This is a genomic window from Nonomuraea sp. KM90 (assembly GCF_052246675.1).
Taxonomy (GTDB): Bacteria; Actinomycetota; Actinomycetes; order Streptosporangiales; family Streptosporangiaceae; genus Nonomuraea.
The window spans coordinates 183681-198636 of sequence record NZ_JBQQCB010000009.1 but is presented as its reverse complement, the minus strand read 5'-3'; the positions used below and the strand labels follow the sequence as shown (position 1 = coordinate 198636).

At 74.2% G+C, this 14956-nt stretch carries 15 protein-coding genes; 9 read left to right on the top strand and 6 right to left on the bottom strand.

The window, feature by feature from the left end; all coding sequences use genetic code 11:
- Positions 1 to 62: 62 nt before the first annotated feature.
- The gene (locus tag ACTWPW_RS13575) at positions 63 to 1043 is read right to left on the bottom strand and encodes an acetylxylan esterase (protein WP_375108558.1); all 981 of its coding nucleotides are present in this window, start codon (positions 1041 to 1043) and stop codon (positions 63 to 65) included.
- A gap of 113 nt (positions 1044 to 1156) precedes the next feature.
- Here ACTWPW_RS13575 and ACTWPW_RS13570 point away from each other — a divergent pair, with 113 nt between their 5' ends.
- On the top strand, positions 1157 to 1432 hold the full coding sequence (locus ACTWPW_RS13570) for a hypothetical protein (RefSeq protein ID WP_375108559.1): 276 nt from the start codon (positions 1157 to 1159) through the stop codon (positions 1430 to 1432).
- Positions 1433 to 1465: 33 nt separating this feature from the next.
- The gene (locus ACTWPW_RS13565; RefSeq protein WP_443168921.1) at positions 1466 to 2704 is read left to right on the top strand and encodes an alpha/beta fold hydrolase; all 1239 of its coding nucleotides are present in this window, start codon (positions 1466 to 1468) and stop codon (positions 2702 to 2704) included.
- A 24-nt stretch (positions 2705 to 2728) separates the two neighbouring features.
- Here ACTWPW_RS13565 and ACTWPW_RS13560 read toward each other — a convergent pair whose 3' ends face one another.
- From ACTWPW_RS13560 to ACTWPW_RS13550, 3 genes are all read right to left on the bottom strand, one after another.
- On the bottom strand, positions 2729 to 6868 hold the full coding sequence (locus ACTWPW_RS13560) for a hypothetical protein (RefSeq protein ID WP_443168920.1): 4140 nt from the start codon (positions 6866 to 6868) through the stop codon (positions 2729 to 2731).
- A 120-nt stretch (positions 6869 to 6988) separates the two neighbouring features.
- A complete protein-coding gene (locus tag ACTWPW_RS13555; protein WP_443168919.1) occupies positions 6989 to 7495 on the bottom strand; it encodes a methyltransferase family protein in 507 nt (168 codons plus the stop codon).
- Between the two features lie 68 nt (positions 7496 to 7563).
- The gene (locus ACTWPW_RS13550) at positions 7564 to 8520 is read right to left on the bottom strand and encodes an NAD(P)-dependent alcohol dehydrogenase (RefSeq protein ID WP_443168918.1); all 957 of its coding nucleotides are present in this window, start codon (positions 8518 to 8520) and stop codon (positions 7564 to 7566) included.
- 99 nt (positions 8521 to 8619) lie between these two features.
- Between ACTWPW_RS13550 and ACTWPW_RS13545 the strand changes: the two genes are divergently transcribed.
- The 3 genes from ACTWPW_RS13545 (at position 8620) to ACTWPW_RS13535 (ending at position 10298) form a co-directional block, all read left to right on the top strand.
- Positions 8620 to 9282, top strand: a complete 663-nt coding sequence (locus tag ACTWPW_RS13545) for a TetR/AcrR family transcriptional regulator (protein ID WP_443168917.1) — start codon at positions 8620 to 8622, stop codon at positions 9280 to 9282.
- Between the two features lie 135 nt (positions 9283 to 9417).
- On the top strand, positions 9418 to 10005 hold the full coding sequence (locus ACTWPW_RS13540; protein ID WP_443168916.1) for a hypothetical protein: 588 nt from the start codon (positions 9418 to 9420) through the stop codon (positions 10003 to 10005).
- A gap of 101 nt (positions 10006 to 10106) precedes the next feature.
- A complete protein-coding gene (locus ACTWPW_RS13535) occupies positions 10107 to 10298 on the top strand; it encodes a DUF1918 domain-containing protein (protein WP_375108566.1) in 192 nt (63 codons plus the stop codon).
- Here ACTWPW_RS13535 and ACTWPW_RS13530 read toward each other — a convergent pair whose 3' ends face one another.
- Positions 10299 to 10823: a type II toxin-antitoxin system prevent-host-death family antitoxin gene (locus tag ACTWPW_RS13530; protein ID WP_443168915.1), complete on the bottom strand. Its 525-nt coding sequence runs from the start codon at positions 10821 to 10823 to the stop codon at positions 10299 to 10301.
- A 123-nt stretch (positions 10824 to 10946) separates the two neighbouring features.
- Positions 10947 to 11879 (bottom strand): aldo/keto reductase, encoded by a 933-nt coding sequence (locus ACTWPW_RS13525; protein WP_443168914.1) that lies wholly within the window; start codon positions 11877 to 11879, stop codon positions 10947 to 10949.
- 130 nt (positions 11880 to 12009) lie between these two features.
- Here ACTWPW_RS13525 and ACTWPW_RS13520 point away from each other — a divergent pair, with 130 nt between their 5' ends.
- The 4 genes from ACTWPW_RS13520 to ACTWPW_RS13505 all read left to right on the top strand — a co-directional run bounded on the left by ACTWPW_RS13520 (position 12010) and on the right by ACTWPW_RS13505 (position 14874).
- The gene (locus tag ACTWPW_RS13520; RefSeq protein WP_443168913.1) at positions 12010 to 12816 is read left to right on the top strand and encodes an SDR family NAD(P)-dependent oxidoreductase; all 807 of its coding nucleotides are present in this window, start codon (positions 12010 to 12012) and stop codon (positions 12814 to 12816) included.
- 60 nt (positions 12817 to 12876) lie between these two features.
- Positions 12877 to 13425, top strand: coding sequence for a GNAT family N-acetyltransferase (locus ACTWPW_RS13515; RefSeq protein WP_443168912.1), 549 nt, complete (start codon positions 12877 to 12879; stop codon positions 13423 to 13425).
- A 54-nt stretch (positions 13426 to 13479) separates the two neighbouring features.
- Positions 13480 to 14241, top strand: coding sequence for an SDR family NAD(P)-dependent oxidoreductase (locus ACTWPW_RS13510; protein ID WP_443168911.1), 762 nt, complete (start codon positions 13480 to 13482; stop codon positions 14239 to 14241).
- 72 nt (positions 14242 to 14313) lie between these two features.
- Positions 14314 to 14874 carry a DUF4142 domain-containing protein gene (locus ACTWPW_RS13505; protein WP_375108572.1) on the top strand — a complete coding sequence of 187 codons (561 nt, stop codon included), beginning with the start codon at positions 14314 to 14316 and terminating at the stop codon, positions 14872 to 14874.
- The last annotated feature ends 82 nt before the right edge of the window (positions 14875 to 14956 follow it).

Here is a 14956-nt window from a genome sequence, read left to right as displayed (position 1 = left end):
CGGCGGGCTCGCCGCCCGGCCGTGCCTGAACCGTCAGTACTGTCGCCTGCCCGGTCGCCGGATCAGCCGTCGCCGAGGAGCTTGTGCAGATAGCGGAGCTGCTCCTCCGACTGATAGCCGCCCCCGCCCTCGTGGTTGTTCCAGGGCCACACGGTGATCTCCTTGGGACCCTGCCAGTGGTTGTAGGCGGCGAACACCGTGGACGGCGGGCAGACGTCGTCCATCAGCGCGACCGAGTACAACGCGGGCACCCGGCCGCGGGCCGCGAAGTTGACGCCGTCGAAATACGCCAGCGTGCGGAACACCTGGTCGGCGCTGTCCCGCCGGGTGGCCAGATACCTGACGAGCTCCTGGTACGGGTCGCGCCCGGTGATCTCCACGGCCCGCCGGAAGTGCGACAGGAACGGCACGTCGATGAGCGCCGCCTTGACCCCCGGGTGCAGGGCCGCGGTGGCCTGCGCGATGGCGCCGCCCTGGCTGCCGCCGGAGGCCACGATGCGACCGGCGTCCACGGCCGGGTGCGCCGCCGCCGCGTCGACCGCCCTGACCGCGTCGGTGAACACGCGCCGGTAGTAGTAGTCGGCGGGGTCGAGGATGCCGCGGGTCATCATGCCGGGCGCCTGCGGCCCCGCGCTGCCGTGCGGGTCGCCGGTGGAGCCGGGGCTGCCCACGTTCGCGCCGCCGTGGCCGCGGGTCTCCATCACGAACACCGCGTACCCCGCGGCCGGCCACATCAGGTGGTCCTTGGCGAACCCGCGCCCGCCGCTGTAGCCGATGTAGTGCATCACGCACGGGACCGGCCCCTCCGCGCCACGCGGCAGCAGGAACCAGCCGTTGATGCGGTGCCCGCCCCATCCGGCGAACGACACGTCGAACACGTCCACGCCGGTGAAGGGCAGCTCGTACGGGACGTACTCGGCGGCCAGGTCGAACTCCCCGGCCTCGGCCAGGGTGGCGGACCAGAAGTCGTCGAAGTCGGCGGGCTCATCACGGTCGGGGAGGTAGTTGCGGAGTTGCTCGAGCGGCATGTCGAACAGTGGCACGTGGTACTCCAGCCTGTAGAAAGGATGCTGATATTTCACCCCATGACGCTGGAAAGCGCTATCCCGCTCCTGGCTCAAAGCTGAAAGCGTGACATCGGGGTAGACGTTTACGCGTGATCGAGCATGTTATCGAGGTCCCTTACTCCCATCTCTATCCCGGTCTGATCCTGGACGCCCCGGCGGGCGCGGACGACTTCCTCGTGCTGTTCGGCGACGACTCCGAGTCCCGGGCCCGGTTGCTCAGCGACGACACGGGACGGCCGGTGCTGAGGATGGGCGGATACATGACGGCCAAGGGCACGGTGATCGACGAGCGCGTGTGGACCGTGCGCGAGTCCGTACGGCGGGGTGACCGCATCCGCCTGCGCCTGGGCCGCTCACTTCCCTGACCGGAACGGGGGGCGTGCACTAGCGTCCCTTCCGTGGCTTCTTTCGCCAGGCTGGCCGGACGTGCGGTGGCGGGTGCCGGGGTGCTGGCCCTGTCGCCGGTCCTGGGGCTGGCCGCGCTGGCCGGGACGGCGATGGTGGGCGCGCGGCCGGCGGTGTTCACGGTGGCGGGGCTGGCGGTGTTCGGCTCGGTGTTCTTCCTCGGGCTGCTGCTGTGCGTGCCCCGGCCGGTGGTGGCGTGGGGGCGCTGGTTACGCGCGCTGGTGGTGCTGGGCGTGGCGGCGGCGGTGATCTGGCAGGTCTCCGTGGCCACGCTGGAGCCGGCCGCGCCGTCCGGCGCGCCGTCGAAGGTGGCCGGGCAGCGGTCGTGGCGGCTGTCCACGGGGTCGGAGCTGGCGTACGTACGGGTGGCGCCGAAGCGGGTCACCCGGCCGGAGCCGGTGGTGTTCCTGCACGGCGGCCCCGGGGTGGGCGACCTGGCCGGGGACTCGGCGTTCTACGGGCGGCTGGCGGCGGACGGTTTCCGGGTCTACGTCTACGACCAGCTCGGCGCGGGTCGCTCGGCGCGGCTGGTCGACCCCCGGGGGTACGGTCTGGCACGGGACGCGGCGGACCTGGAGGCCATCCGGCTGGCCGTCGGCGCCGAGCGGCTGAACCTGGTGGCCCGGGGGCATGGGGCGCAGGTGGCGGCCGCGTACCTGGCCGCACATCCGGACCGGGTGGCCAGGACGGTCCTGTACTCCCCGGACGGGCTCTCACCGGGACGCGGGGCCGGCCGCCCGGAGACCGCCGCGGCCTTCCTCGGGCCTCTCGGCGCCGGAGGGCTGCCCGACCCGCGCACGCTGGCGGTCTCCACGCTCCTGGAGGTGGACCCGGCGGCGGCCCACGCGTTCGCGGGCGACCCGGGCCTGGACGCCCACCTCACCCTCCTGCGCCGCCGATCCCCGTCCCCGTGCCCGTCCCCGGGCGGCACGGCCGGCCCGGTGGGGGGAGGTGGCTATGTCGCCCTGTCGGGGCGGCCGGCCCCGGCGTCGCTGCGCCGCGACCTGGCCGGCGTGACGGCGCCCGTGCTGATCGTCAAGGGCCCGTGCGACGCCCAGAGCTGGTCGGCCGCCACCGGCTACCGGCGCGCGCTGCCCGGCGCCCGCCTCACCTACGTCGGGGACGACCGCGGCGCCGCCTACCTCGGGGTGCTGCGGGCGTTCCTCACGGACCGCCCGGTGGCCCCGTACGAGGGCGAGCAGCCCCCGCCGGGCTACCGCGGCCCCCGGTAGCCCGCCTCTCCGGCGGGAACAGGCTCACCGGGACTCCGATCGCGGTGCGGTGCCGTCGGAGGCGCAGGAGCCCGCCCTGGTGCCCGCCACCTTCCAGTCCGCCCCCGGGAACGGGCTCATGAAGTGCGTCAGCAGGTCCACCGCATAGTCCGGCACCTGCCCGCCCGGGTCCAGCAGGGACACCATCTGCGGCCCGTCGGCCCCGCGCAGCGTGATGGAGTTGGTGCCCGCGCCGGCCGCGAAGCCGGGTTTGGCGTCCACCGTCACGCACGCCAGGCCGATCCCCGCCGCCTTGATCTCCTGCTTGGCCCCGATGCGGCGCATCCGCTGGTCGTAGCGGCGCAGGGCGAGCGAGGTGACCGGGCCGATCCGGACGGACTCGTGGAACACGTCGCTGCCGATCCCCCGGCTCAGCTTGAGGTCCAGGCTGACGTCGGGCCGCAGGTCCACGCCCTTGGCGGCGATCTTGAGGGTCCCGTAGTCCCCCTCGAAGCCGGGGGCGACGTACCCCAGGGCCGGGGGCGCCTTCAGCCCGAACGGGACCTTGCCCGGCCGGATCCGCAGCCACGACACGCGCTGGACCGAGAGCGCGACGTTCTCGATCGCGCTCTTCCCGAGCCCGAACCGGCCGCCGACGTGGTAGGTGAGGAAGCCGGTCGTGTACGGGACCTCCTTGCTCACCGCGATGCCCTGCGCCGCGACGGGATCCACCCTGAGCCCCGCGCGCAGCGTGACGCGCCCCGTGGGGACCGGCTTGGAGACCAGGTCGAGCGACTGGTCGGTGTTCAGCCGGACGGTGGTGTCGGCGGCCAGGTCCTTGACCGCGAACGACACGTCCCCGAGCCGGCCGGACGGGTCCACCAGGCCGCCCTCCACGCCGAGGTGGCCGTCAAGGGTGCTGGCGCCGCCCACCGCCTTGTACGTGACGGCCGGCACACTCAGCCCGGCGGCCGAGGCGTCGGCGTCCACCCCGAAGACGGCGGGCACGTCGGAGAGGCGCAGTTCCCCGGTGCCCTTCCCGGCCAGGGTGACCTTGGTGGTGAGGTTCTTGACGACCGCGGAGTTGGTCACTCGGATGCGGGTCCTGGCCCCGTACGTCGCCTGGACGGCCACCGCCGCGGGGACCGGGTCGATGGCGACGTGGCCGCGCAGCCCGCCCGCCTCGGCCCGCACGTCGAGCGTGCCCAGCGTGGCGGCCGGCTCGATCCGGTACGACGCCTGCACCGCGTTCCCCTGCCCCACGCCGAACGGCCCCAGCGCCATGCTGGTGATCTTGGAGGGCAGGCCGGTCAGCGTGGCCCTGACCTTGATCGGCACGGGTGACAGGACGCTGCTGGCCAGGTACACGCCCAGGCTGCGGCGCTCGGGGGCGAATCCGGAGAACGCGAACGTCTTGCCGGCAAGGTCCACGGTGACCTGGTCGGGCAGCCCGGTCACGTCCAGGTAACCCTGCAGCCCGAAGCACCCGCGCTGCGGCGTGCAGAAGGGGCCCGGCGCGCAGCCCGGCGACCCGGCGGCGCAGCCGCCGTCCACCAGCGACACGCCGCCCGGAACGGCCGGCGCGGCGCGCATGCGGTCGAGCGCCGCGGTCTTGCCGAGCCAGGCGCGGGCGCGCACGTCCAGGCGGGAGCCGGAGTAGGTGAGCTTGCCGTCGGCCGAGGAGACGGCCAGCCGGCCGGGCACCGGGCCGAGCGTGCCGATCAGGCCGAACCGCGTGTCGCCCTGCGTGACGTCGGCGTCCACGGCGAGGGTCTGCCTGGCCGAGCGGAAGTCGGCGGTGAACCCCTGCGCGGCGGGGCTGAACTCGACGTTCGACAGCCCCTTGACCAGCACGCTGGCGTCCAGGTCGCCGGTGGCCTGGTCGTAGTGGGCCGCCAGGTGCGGCCCGGCGGGCGACGTGGCGCCGTCGTGGTTGGTGAACGCCAGCGCCGCCGACCCCACCGGCCCCGACAGGCCGCGGAAGCGGTACGCGGCGGCGTCCCAGGAGGCGTCGAACCTGGCCGGCACGCCGGTGACCTCGGCGGCGGCCCTGGCGTACCGGTCGCCCAGCTTCACCCTGGCCAGCGCCGACACCTTCTCGACCGGCGCGTCCGAGGTCCAGGTCAGGGTTCCGGCCCTGGCGTCGGTCACCAGCTCGGCCCGCTCGCGCACGCCCTCGACGGTGGCGCGCACGTCCTCGCCCGCGCCCGACGCCGACCCCGACGCCGACCCCGACGCCGACCCTGACGGCGTCCCCGATGCCGCTCCTGACGCGCCCGAAGCCCCTGGCGACGCGGCCCCCGCCGTGCTGGTCACGTGCGCTTTATTGGCATAAATCCGCACCTGCTCCAACGTCGAGGACGTCGCGACCTTGACGGTCGTGCGCTCGCCGAGCTCCCACGACGCCGTCACGTCGTCGTGCACGCCGAGCACGGTGCCGTCGATCGTGGGGCCCGAGCGGAGGTTCGTGTAGGCGGCGCGGAGCTTGTCGATCACGCCGCTGGCCTGGTAGACGGCCTTCCTGGCGGCGGGGTCGAGCGTGACGTCCACCTTGGCGGGGGTGTTGGAGATCTCCAGGCGGGCCACGTGGGTGCGGTCGATGCTGGCCGCGCCCACGAACGACCGGCCGCTGGAGTCCACCTCCAGGTGGGCGTGCGGCGCGGCCCCGTACGTGACGTCGAACCCGGACAGCCCCGACAGCAGCCCCGACACCCCCACCGCGGCGCCGTCCTTGATCATGGTGACGTGCCCGCCGCGCGGGCTGGAGATGGCGCCCTCGTTGCGCTGCAGCACCACCGCGAACCTGCCGATGGGCGAGCTGGTCGTGTGCGTGACGCGGTGCTCGGCCAGGTCGTTGACCAGCCGCACCCTGGCGGGCAGCTCGCTCAGCTCGGCCTTCAGCACGGTCTTGCCGGCGGCCCGGTCGAAGTACAGCAGGCTCGCGGCGCCGGAGCGCGAGCGGCCGGACCCGGCGGCGACGGACAGGCTCTGCTCGCCGTTGGCGGTGCCGTACCTGGCGGTGAAGGACGGCGGCACGCGCCGCAGCCCGACCCGGGTCACCCTGGCCAGGCGGCCGTCGCGGTAGTCGAGGTCGTCCACCTGGGCGCGGCCGATGGAGGAGGGGCTGGTGAAGCTGATCTCGCCGCCCGCCAGCCGCACCTCGGCGCGGGCGGGCATGCGGTCGAGCACGGCGTGGGTGAGGCGGCGGCCGGTCACGGCGAGCGCCTCCAGCCTGGCGGGCGCGGAGGCGGCGACGTCCAGCGAGCGGGAGTCGAGGGCGGCGTTCACGGTGAGCTCTTCGGTGGCGGGCGTCTGGCGCAGGCTCACGGCGCTGCGCCCGGTCAGCGCGGCCACCAGGGCGGCGGACTCGCCCGGCTCCTTGCGCTTGACCGTGGCCCTGACCCGCTTGCCGGCCAGGTCCACGGTGAACGTGCCCCAGTCGGAGGCCGACAGCGACGCCCCTCGGCGCAGGCCGTCGAAGCCGACCGAGACCTTGCCGTCGTACTCGGCCCAGACCTGGGCCTTGAGGTTCTCGCGGGAGAGCCGCCTGACGGCGAACCCCAGCCCTATCGCGCCCTCGGCGGGGCTCGCGGCGGGCACCAGGTCGGCCGCCAGGTCGGGAAGGGCGTCGCCGGTCACGTCGGCGGCCACCGGCACGCCGACGGGCTGCCGGATCGAGCAGGAGACCGGCACGTCGGCGCTCTCGACGCACAGCCGGTACGTCATCCCCGGCATGGCCTTCCCCAGCCCCTCGAACGACTTCGCGATCGCGGCCAGCGGCTTGACCAGGCCCAGCGTCTCGGCCCGGGTGGTGTCCGGCAGCAGGTCGGCGGGGTCGGGCGCCTGCCTGCCCAGCCCCTGCTCCTCCTGTACGGCGGCGGCGCCCGCGATGATCTCGTCGATGAGCCCCGGCCCGGCCGGGGTGGTCACCTCGGGCGCGTCCGGCCCGACCTTCTCGTCCCCGGTCGCCCGCAGGGCGAGCGAGGGCCGCTGCGGGACGGTCACGACGGCGGCCGGCGGCTCCTGGACGGCGGGCACGGGCCGCACCTGCGCGGGACCCGCCTGCGCGGTCCGGGCCTGTGCCGGTACGGGCTGGGACTGCGCTCCGGCGGTAGGCGGCAGGGCCACGAGGACCGTGCCGGCGATGGATGTCGAAGCGAGCACGCGCAGGAGGGCGTGCGGCATGAAGCGTTCTCCCCCGGACCTATCTAATTCATCCCATCAGAAACATAGGTCACGAGACGACCATAGTTCCTCACTAGGAGTCAAACCGCTCCCGACATGGGGCCCCAATTTTCTCGGGACTCACGGTTGGTACGGGTGCACTCTCGGCCACCATCCCGGCACATGGGAGCGGTAGGCGTCATAGTCGGCGCCGAAGCGCCGGCGCAGGTCCGGCTCCTCGTACCAGCGGACGAAGGAGTAGACCGGGATCGCCAGGACGGCGGCGTAGACCAGGATCCAGGGATCGCCGAAGATCATGGCCTGGCCCAGGACGGCGGCGAAGACGGCGGCGTACATGGGGTTGCGGACGTACCGGTAGAGCCCGCCGATCACCAGCCGGTCGGGCGGCGCGACCGGGATCGGCGTGCCCAGCCCCTCCAGCACGAACCTGACGAACGCGTCGACCAGCACGGCCAGCCCCGCCAGCACGAGGATCGCGCCGAGTGCCCTGAGCGGGATCATGACCGGGTCCGGGAAGGGGCCGCGCATCCGCCAGCCGCTGATCCAGTACGGGACGAGCACGGCGACGGTTCCGGGGGCGGCGGCGAAGAAGGCTGCGCTGACGACGGCTGCGGGTGTTCTGCGCATGGCGACGCTCCTAATTCATTATGTGATGAGTTTAGGCAGCGCCCGCGGCCGCGTCAACGATCAGGGGATCAGCCGACCCGGACGACGATCTTGCCGCGCACGCCCCCGGACTCCAGGGCCCGGTGCGCCTCGGCGATGCCGGCGAGCGGGAACACCGTGTCGACGACCGGCCGGATCGCGCCGGTCTCCACGTACCGGGCGAGGTCGGCGAGGAGGCGATGGGTGGGGTTGCCGCTGAAGAAGCGCACGCGCCGCCGGCCGAACACGGCGGAGGCGGCGACGTACGACAGGGACGCCGCGGCGCGCTTGAGGTCGAAGGCGATCGCCACCATGCGGCCGCCCGGCGTCAGGAGGCGGCGGTAGGCGGGATGGGCGGTGCCGACGGTGTCCAGGACCACGTCGAACGCGCCCAGGCCGGCCGGGCCGGTGGTGGCGTAGTCGAGGACCTCGTCGGCGCCGAGGTCGCGGACGAGGTCCAGGTTCCGGGCCCCGGCGAGCGCGGTGACGTGGGCGCCCATGGCCTTGCCGAGCTGGACGGCGACGCTGCCGACGCCGCCGGCCGCGCCGCGGACGAGCAGCCGCTCGCCCGCCGCGAGCGCGGCCTTGTCACGCAGCGCCGTGATCGCCGTCGTGCCCACGGCGGGCAGCGCCGCGGCCTCGGCCAGGTCGAGCCCGGCCGGGACACGGGACAGCCGGCGGGGCCGGACGGCCACGAACTCGGCCGCGCTGCCGAACGAGCGGCCCAGCAGCCCCCACACCCGGTCGCCCACCGCCGGGCCGGACGCGCCGGGGCCGAGGGCGACGACCTCGCCGGCGAAGTCGACGCCCGTACGCTTCGGGAAGCCCCGCTCCACCAGCCCGGTCACCAGCCGGACCCGGCCCGCCCGGCCGTGCAGCTCGCCGCCGTTGACGCTGGTGGCGTGCACGCGCACCAGCACCTCACCGGGGCCGGGGACCGGCTTGGGCACGATGCCCTCGTACAGCACCTCAGGGGGCCCGTACCGGTCGTAGAGGGCCGCGCGCATGTCACTCACTGTCCTTTTCATCCCCTCTTGCAGAGTTCCTGCCAGTGACGCTAGCGCGCTAAGCGGATGGGGCCGTCCACTTACGCTAATGTGAGAAACATGCCTGGTCATCCCTCTCGGATAGCGCCTCCCCCGGCGGCCGCCGGACTGCGCGCGGACGCGCGGCACAACCGCGACCGCATCCTCGACGCCGCGCGGGAGGCGTTCGCCACGCGCGGGCTCGACGTGCCGATGGCGGCGATCGCGCGCCGCGCGGGCGTCGGGGTGGCGACGCTCTACCGGCGCTTCCCGTCGCGGGAGTCGCTGGTCACGGAGGTGTTCGCCGACCAGCTCGATGCCTGCGGGGCGGCGGTGGAGGAGGCGATGGCCGATCCGGACCCGTGGCGGGCGTTCCGCACGGCGATCGAGAAGGTGTGCGCGATGCAGCTCGCCGACCGGGGGTTCACGGCGGCGTTCCTGACGGCGTTCCCGGAGGCGGTCGACTTCGAGCGTCTCCGGGGGCGGGCCGAGCTCTGCTTCGCCGAGGTGGTGCGGCGGGCCAAGGACGCCGGGCAGCTGCGCGCCGACTTCGAGCTCGCGGACCTGGTGCTGCTGCTCAAGGCCGGCAACGCCATCGCGGCCGAGCCCGGGGAGGTGGCGGCGGCCGGGTCGCGGCGGCTGGTGGCGTACCTGCTGCAGTCCTTCCGGGCCGAGCACGCCGAGCCGCTGCCGCCGGCGCCGCCGCTCGGGCTCGGCCACGTGTACGCGCCGGCGGCGCGCTAGCGAATCGCGGGCGGCGAGCCCCGGAGCGGCCAGGTTCCCCCGGCGCGTCCGTGCGGCCGGGACGTGTACAACGGCATGGACCGCGCCCGCCGCTCCCGTGTGTACTGCTGGGGCGACCTCGGAGGAGTGTGATCGATGGACGACCCGCTGTGGAGTTCCCTGCCCGGCGGCGTGCGCGACCGCGTGGACGCCCTGATCCGGGACGGCCGCATGCTGCAGGCGATCCAGGCCGTGCGGGAGGGCCTGGCGCAGGCCGGACCGGCCGGACCGGGCCCCGGCATGGCCGAGCCGCAGACCGGCCCGTACCAGAGGGGCCCCGGCCTGTACGAGTGCCTGGACACCGTGACCTGGCGGGCCACCGCCCTCGGGCAGAGCCTCGACCCGTGGCCCTCCCCGCCCCTCGACCTCGACGCGCTGTCCGCCACGATCGCGGCGCTGCCCGGCCGGCTGGAGGCGATCGAGGCCGTGTGGGACGGTGACTCGTTCGGCTGGATGATCGAGCTGCTGGCCGTCACCGCCGGGCCGCGCGCCGAGCACCGCCTGGCGCAGGTGCGCCACGGCGGCGACCTGCGGGTGTTCAACGGCCAGGTGCCGCCGTGGCCGGAGGCGGAGGAGGCCGGGGCGGCCGGGCGGGCGCTGGCGAAGCGGTTCGGGGTGCCGTTCCGGTTCGCGAGCCCCGCCGAGCCGGACGACACGGCCCCCTACCGGCGCGAGCCCCGCTGACGCCCGCCGGAGGGGCTCACCGGCTTCCCGGGAGGGCCGGGCTGGTGCACTGTGGGAGGGCACCACGAAGTCGCCACAGCCCAGCCGAGAGGAAGTCCACCATGCAGGCGAATGTCGGTGACATGTTGATCATCCGCGGCGCCGTCGTCGGTCAGGCGTCCAGGAAGGGCGAGATCCTCGAGGTACGCGGCGCCGCCGGGTCGCCGCCCTACCTCGTCCGCTTCGACGACGGCCACGAGCAGCTCGTCTTCCCCGGCCCCGACGCCCTGGTCGAACCGACCGGAACGGCCTGATCACTCCATCAGCGACACCAGGGCCGCGGCGATGTCGGCGCCCGAGCCGGCCGCGATCTCCTTGCCGTCGCGGTCGCGGGCGACGGCGACGACCCCGTCCGCCGGGCCACGGACGAGGGAGATGGTGTGCCCCTGCGACAGCAGGTCCTCGGCGGTCGCGCGGCGCCGGGCAGCGGGCCGGTCGAGGAGGCGACGGGCCGCGATCAGGGCGGCGACCGGGGTGCGGTGGCGGGTCAGCAGCACGGGGCCCTCGTCGTACGGGCCGGCGGTCTGGCGGACGAGGTCGCCGAGCTTGGAGCGGGCCGTTGACAGCGACAGCACCGGCAGGCCGCTCAGCACCCCGGACACCTCCGGCAGCGGGACCAGCGCGGCCCACTCCCAGCGCTCGCGGGTGATCAGCGTGACCGTGCCGCTCCTGGCGGCGTGCACGAGGGCGCCCCAGCGGGCGCGCGCCTCCTCCACACCGACGGGGGCGCCGAAGCGTGCCTCCAGCTCTTCGTACGGAGGCCGTTCCCTGTTGACCATGCGCAGATCGTAAGGCGCCTTACAGATCTTTCGCAAGCCGCCTTACAAGTCCGGCGAACCGGGCGGGTCGCCGGACACAACCTCGCCGCCACGCCCCGGGCCGTTCCGTCGTGGCGGGCGGGTTCAGGCGAGCGGGTCCAGGGCGGACAGGTCCTCCGGGGTGAGCTCGATGGCCGCCGCATCGAGGTTCTCCTCCAGGTGGGTGAGCGAGCCCGTGCCGGGGGTCGGCAGGGTGACCGGCGAGGTGTGCAGGAGCCAGGCCAGCGCCACCTGCCCGGCGCTCGCCCCGTGCCGCCGCGCCACCTCCGCCAGGCCCGCCGCGCCACCTGCCGGGCGCGCGCCGTCCCCGGGCCCGCCGGTGGCCCCGCCGGCTCCGGTCGCCGCAGTGGTGGTGGTGGCGGTTGCGGTGGTGGCGGTGGTCAGGGAACCGTTGCCGAGGGGGAACCACGGCAGGAAGGCCAGCCCGCGCTCCTCGCACAGCCGCAGCACCGGCTCGGACTCCCGGTCGAGCACGTTGTAGCGGTTCTGCACCGAGGCGATCTCCGTCACCTCCAGCGCCCGCCGCAGCTCGCCGGCCGTGACCGTGTCGAGGCCGATGTGCCGGATCTTGCCCTCCCGCCGCAGCTCGGCCAGGGTGCCGAGCTGGTCGGCCAGGGGCACCTCCGGGTCCAGCCGGTGGAGCTGGTAGAGGTCGATGGTCTCCGTTCTGAGGCGGCGCAGGCTGGCCTCGCACATGGCCCGCAGCCGCTCGGGCCGCCCGGCGACGTGCCAGACGTTCGGCCCCGTACGCACGACGCCGCCCTTGGTCGCCACCACGACCCCCTCCGCGTACGGGTGCAGCGCCCGCGCCACCAGCTCCTCCGCCAGGTCGGGGCCGTAGTTGTCGGCGGTGTCGACGAGCGTGACCCCGCGCTCCACGGCGCGGCGCAGCACGCGCACCGCCTGCTCCGGCTCCAGCCGCGGCCCCCAGTAGCCGTGCCCGGTGAGCTGTCCCGTGCCGTAGCCCAGGCGCCGCACCCGCAGCTCGCCCGCGATGTCGAAGCTCAGATCGACCAATGTGCACCTCTCAGTAGCGACGGCCCGGGACGGGAGGGTAGCAGCGGGCCGGATTCCGCACGGCGGACGGGGTAGCGTCGGATCGGGAGGGCCGGGGTGGAGGTTCGGGAGAGCCGGAGTGGAGGTGGGCATGCGTCCCATGGAGCAGCGGACGATCCTGGTCACGGGCGCGACCGACGGTCTCGGCCGGGCGCTGGCCGCCGACCTCGCGGGCCGGGGCGCGACCGTCCTGGTGCACGGCCGGGACGACGGGCGCGGGCAGGCCACGATGGAGGAGATCCGCGCGCGCGTGCCGGGAGCCCGGCTGCACTGGTACCGCGCGGATCTGGCCTCAATCGACCAGGTGCGCGAGCTGGCCGCGGCCGTCGCCGCCGAGCACAAGGGGCTCGACACGCTGGTCAACAACGCGGGCATCGGGACGACCGTGCCGGGCGGCGGGGCGCGTCAGGAGAGCGCGGACGGGCACGAGCTCAGGTTCGCGGTCAACTACCTGGCAGGGTTCCTGCTCACCCGGCTGCTGCTGCCGGTGCTGCGGTCGGCGGCCCCGTCCAGGATCGTGAACGTCAGCAGCCTGGGCCAGGCGCCGATCGACTTCGACGACGTGATGCTGGTCAAGGACTACAGCGGGGTACGCGCGTACTGCCAGAGCAAGCTGGCCCAGGTGATGTTCACCGTGGACCTGGCCGAGGAGCTGGCGGGCACCGGGGTCACCGCGAACGCGCTGCACCCGGCGACGTACATGCCGACCAAGATGGTCGTGGCCACGCCCGCGAGCGAGCTGAGCGAGGGCGTGGAGGCGACCTCGCGGCTGGTCACCGACCCCGCGCTGGACGAGGTGTCCGGGCGCTTCTTCGACGGCACGCGGCCCGCGCAGGCGCTGGAGCAGGCCTACGACCCGGGGCCCGGGCCCGGCTGCGCGAGCTGTCGGAGTCGCTGACGGCCCGCTGATGGCCGAAAACCCGTCGAGAACGTCCGCCGCGTCGGCTACCGTGCCCCGGTGCGCGTTTACCTGGAGACCGAGCGGCTGATCCTGCGCCGCTTCACCGAGTCCGACGAGGACCACCTGTTCGCCCTGCACAACGACCCCGAGGTCATGCGCTACCTCAACGGCGGCCAGCCGACGCCGCGGGAGACGATCGTCGAGCGGACCCTGCCCAGGTTCGTCGCCGGCGGGTTCTTCGCGGCCCTGGAGAAGCCGTCGGGCGCGTTCCTCGGCTGGTTCCACCTGCGACCGGCCGGGAACGGATCGGACGAGGAGCCCGAGCTGGGCTACCGGCTGCACAAGGCGGCGTGGGGCAGGGGGGTCGCGACGGAGGGGTCGCTCGCGCTGATCGACAAGGCGTTCGCTGAGCTGGGCGCCCGCCGGGTGTTCGCCCAGACGATGGCGGTCAACCTCGGGTCGCGGCGGGTGATGGAGAAGTGCGGGCTGCGGCTGGTCCGTACGTTCCACCTGGAGGGGTTCGAGGCCATCGAGGGTTCGGAGCACGGCGAGGTCGAGTACGAGCTGCTGCGCTCCGGCTGGGAGGCCGCCCGCGACCGGCACTGAAGCGGCCCGCGCGGACCTGGTGTACTGGTCGGACCAGTCGCTAGGGTGCCTGCTATGGGATATGACGCGCTGTTCCGCCTGGACGGGCGGCGGGCCGTGGTGATCGGCGCAGGGAGCGGGATCGGCAGGGAGGCGGCGCTGGCGCTGGCCGCCCACGGGGCCTCCGTGGTCTGCGCCGACCGCGACCTGCCGGCCGCGACGGAGACCGCGGCCGGCAGCGGCGGAACCGCCCGGCTGGTCGACGTGCTGGACGAGGGGGCGGTGCGCGCGCTGGCCGCGGAGGAGCCGGCCGACGTGCTGGTGTTCACGGCGGCCACGAACGTGCGCAAGCGCCTGCTCGACTACTCCGGCGAGGAGTTCGACCGGGTCGTGGGGCTGAACCTGCGGGCCTCGTTCGACGTGGTGCGCGCGTTCGGGGCGGGCATGGTCGAGCGGGGACGCGGGTCGATCATCGGGTTCGCCTCGATCCGGGCCTCGGTCACCGAGCCGGGGCAGAGCGTCTACTCGGCCACGAAGGCGGGGCTGGTGCAGTTGCTGCGTACGGCGGCGGCGGAGTTCGGGCCGAGCGGGGTGCGGGTGAACGCGATCGCGCCGGGGGTGGTGGAGACGCCGCTGACCAGGCAGATCAAGGACAATCCCGGCTGGTACGCCGCGTACGCCGCCAAGAGCGCGCTCGGCCGGTGGGCGGCGGCCGAGGAGATGGCCGGCGCGGTGGTCTACCTGGCGAGCGACGCGGCGAGCTTCGTGACCGGCTCCGTGCTGTACGTGGACGGCGGCTGGACCGCCGTGGACGGCCGCTACGACCCGCCGAATTGAGCCGCCCGAATCAACCTGAATACCTCGGCCCGGATTGGGCAGCGGGCACGGGTCCCAGGAAAGGAGGGACCCATGAGAACAGCACGGAAGTTAGCACCCGCGGGCATCGCGGCCGTGCTGGCACTGACCATCGCCCCCGCCGCTCAGGCCCAGACCCCGGGGACGGCCGCGCCGAGCGCCGCCGTCAGCGAGACCGGCTGGGCACTGCGCGTACCCGCTCAGGACAGGGCGTACCTGAGGGCGGCGCACAGGGGCCACCTCGCCGAGATCGCGGCCGCGAAGGCCGCGTTGCGCGAGTCGCGTGACAGGGATGTCCGCGGCATCGCCTGGCGGCTGATCCGCGATCACCGCAGGCTGGACGCGCGGCTGCGCGGGGTCGCCGACCGGCTCGACGTCCGCCTTCCCACCTCCCCCAGCGCCGCGCAGCGGGACGACCTGCGCGCGGTGGTCGCCAGGTCCGGTCCGCGTTTCGACCGCGCCTGGCTGCGCCTGCAGGCCGATGCGCACGAACACGCGCTCTGGCTGGGGCAGCGGGAGCTGCGGCGCGGGCACTCCGCTCGGGTGAAGGACCTGGCGCGCGACAGCGCACCGGTGATCCGGCACCACCTGCGCGAGATCCGCGCCGAGCTGTAACGAATCCCTTCATGTGACCGGAAGCCCGGTCATCGGGTGAGCCGTGCCGGTCGTCCGTGGTGCCCTCCGGGGCTCACGGGCG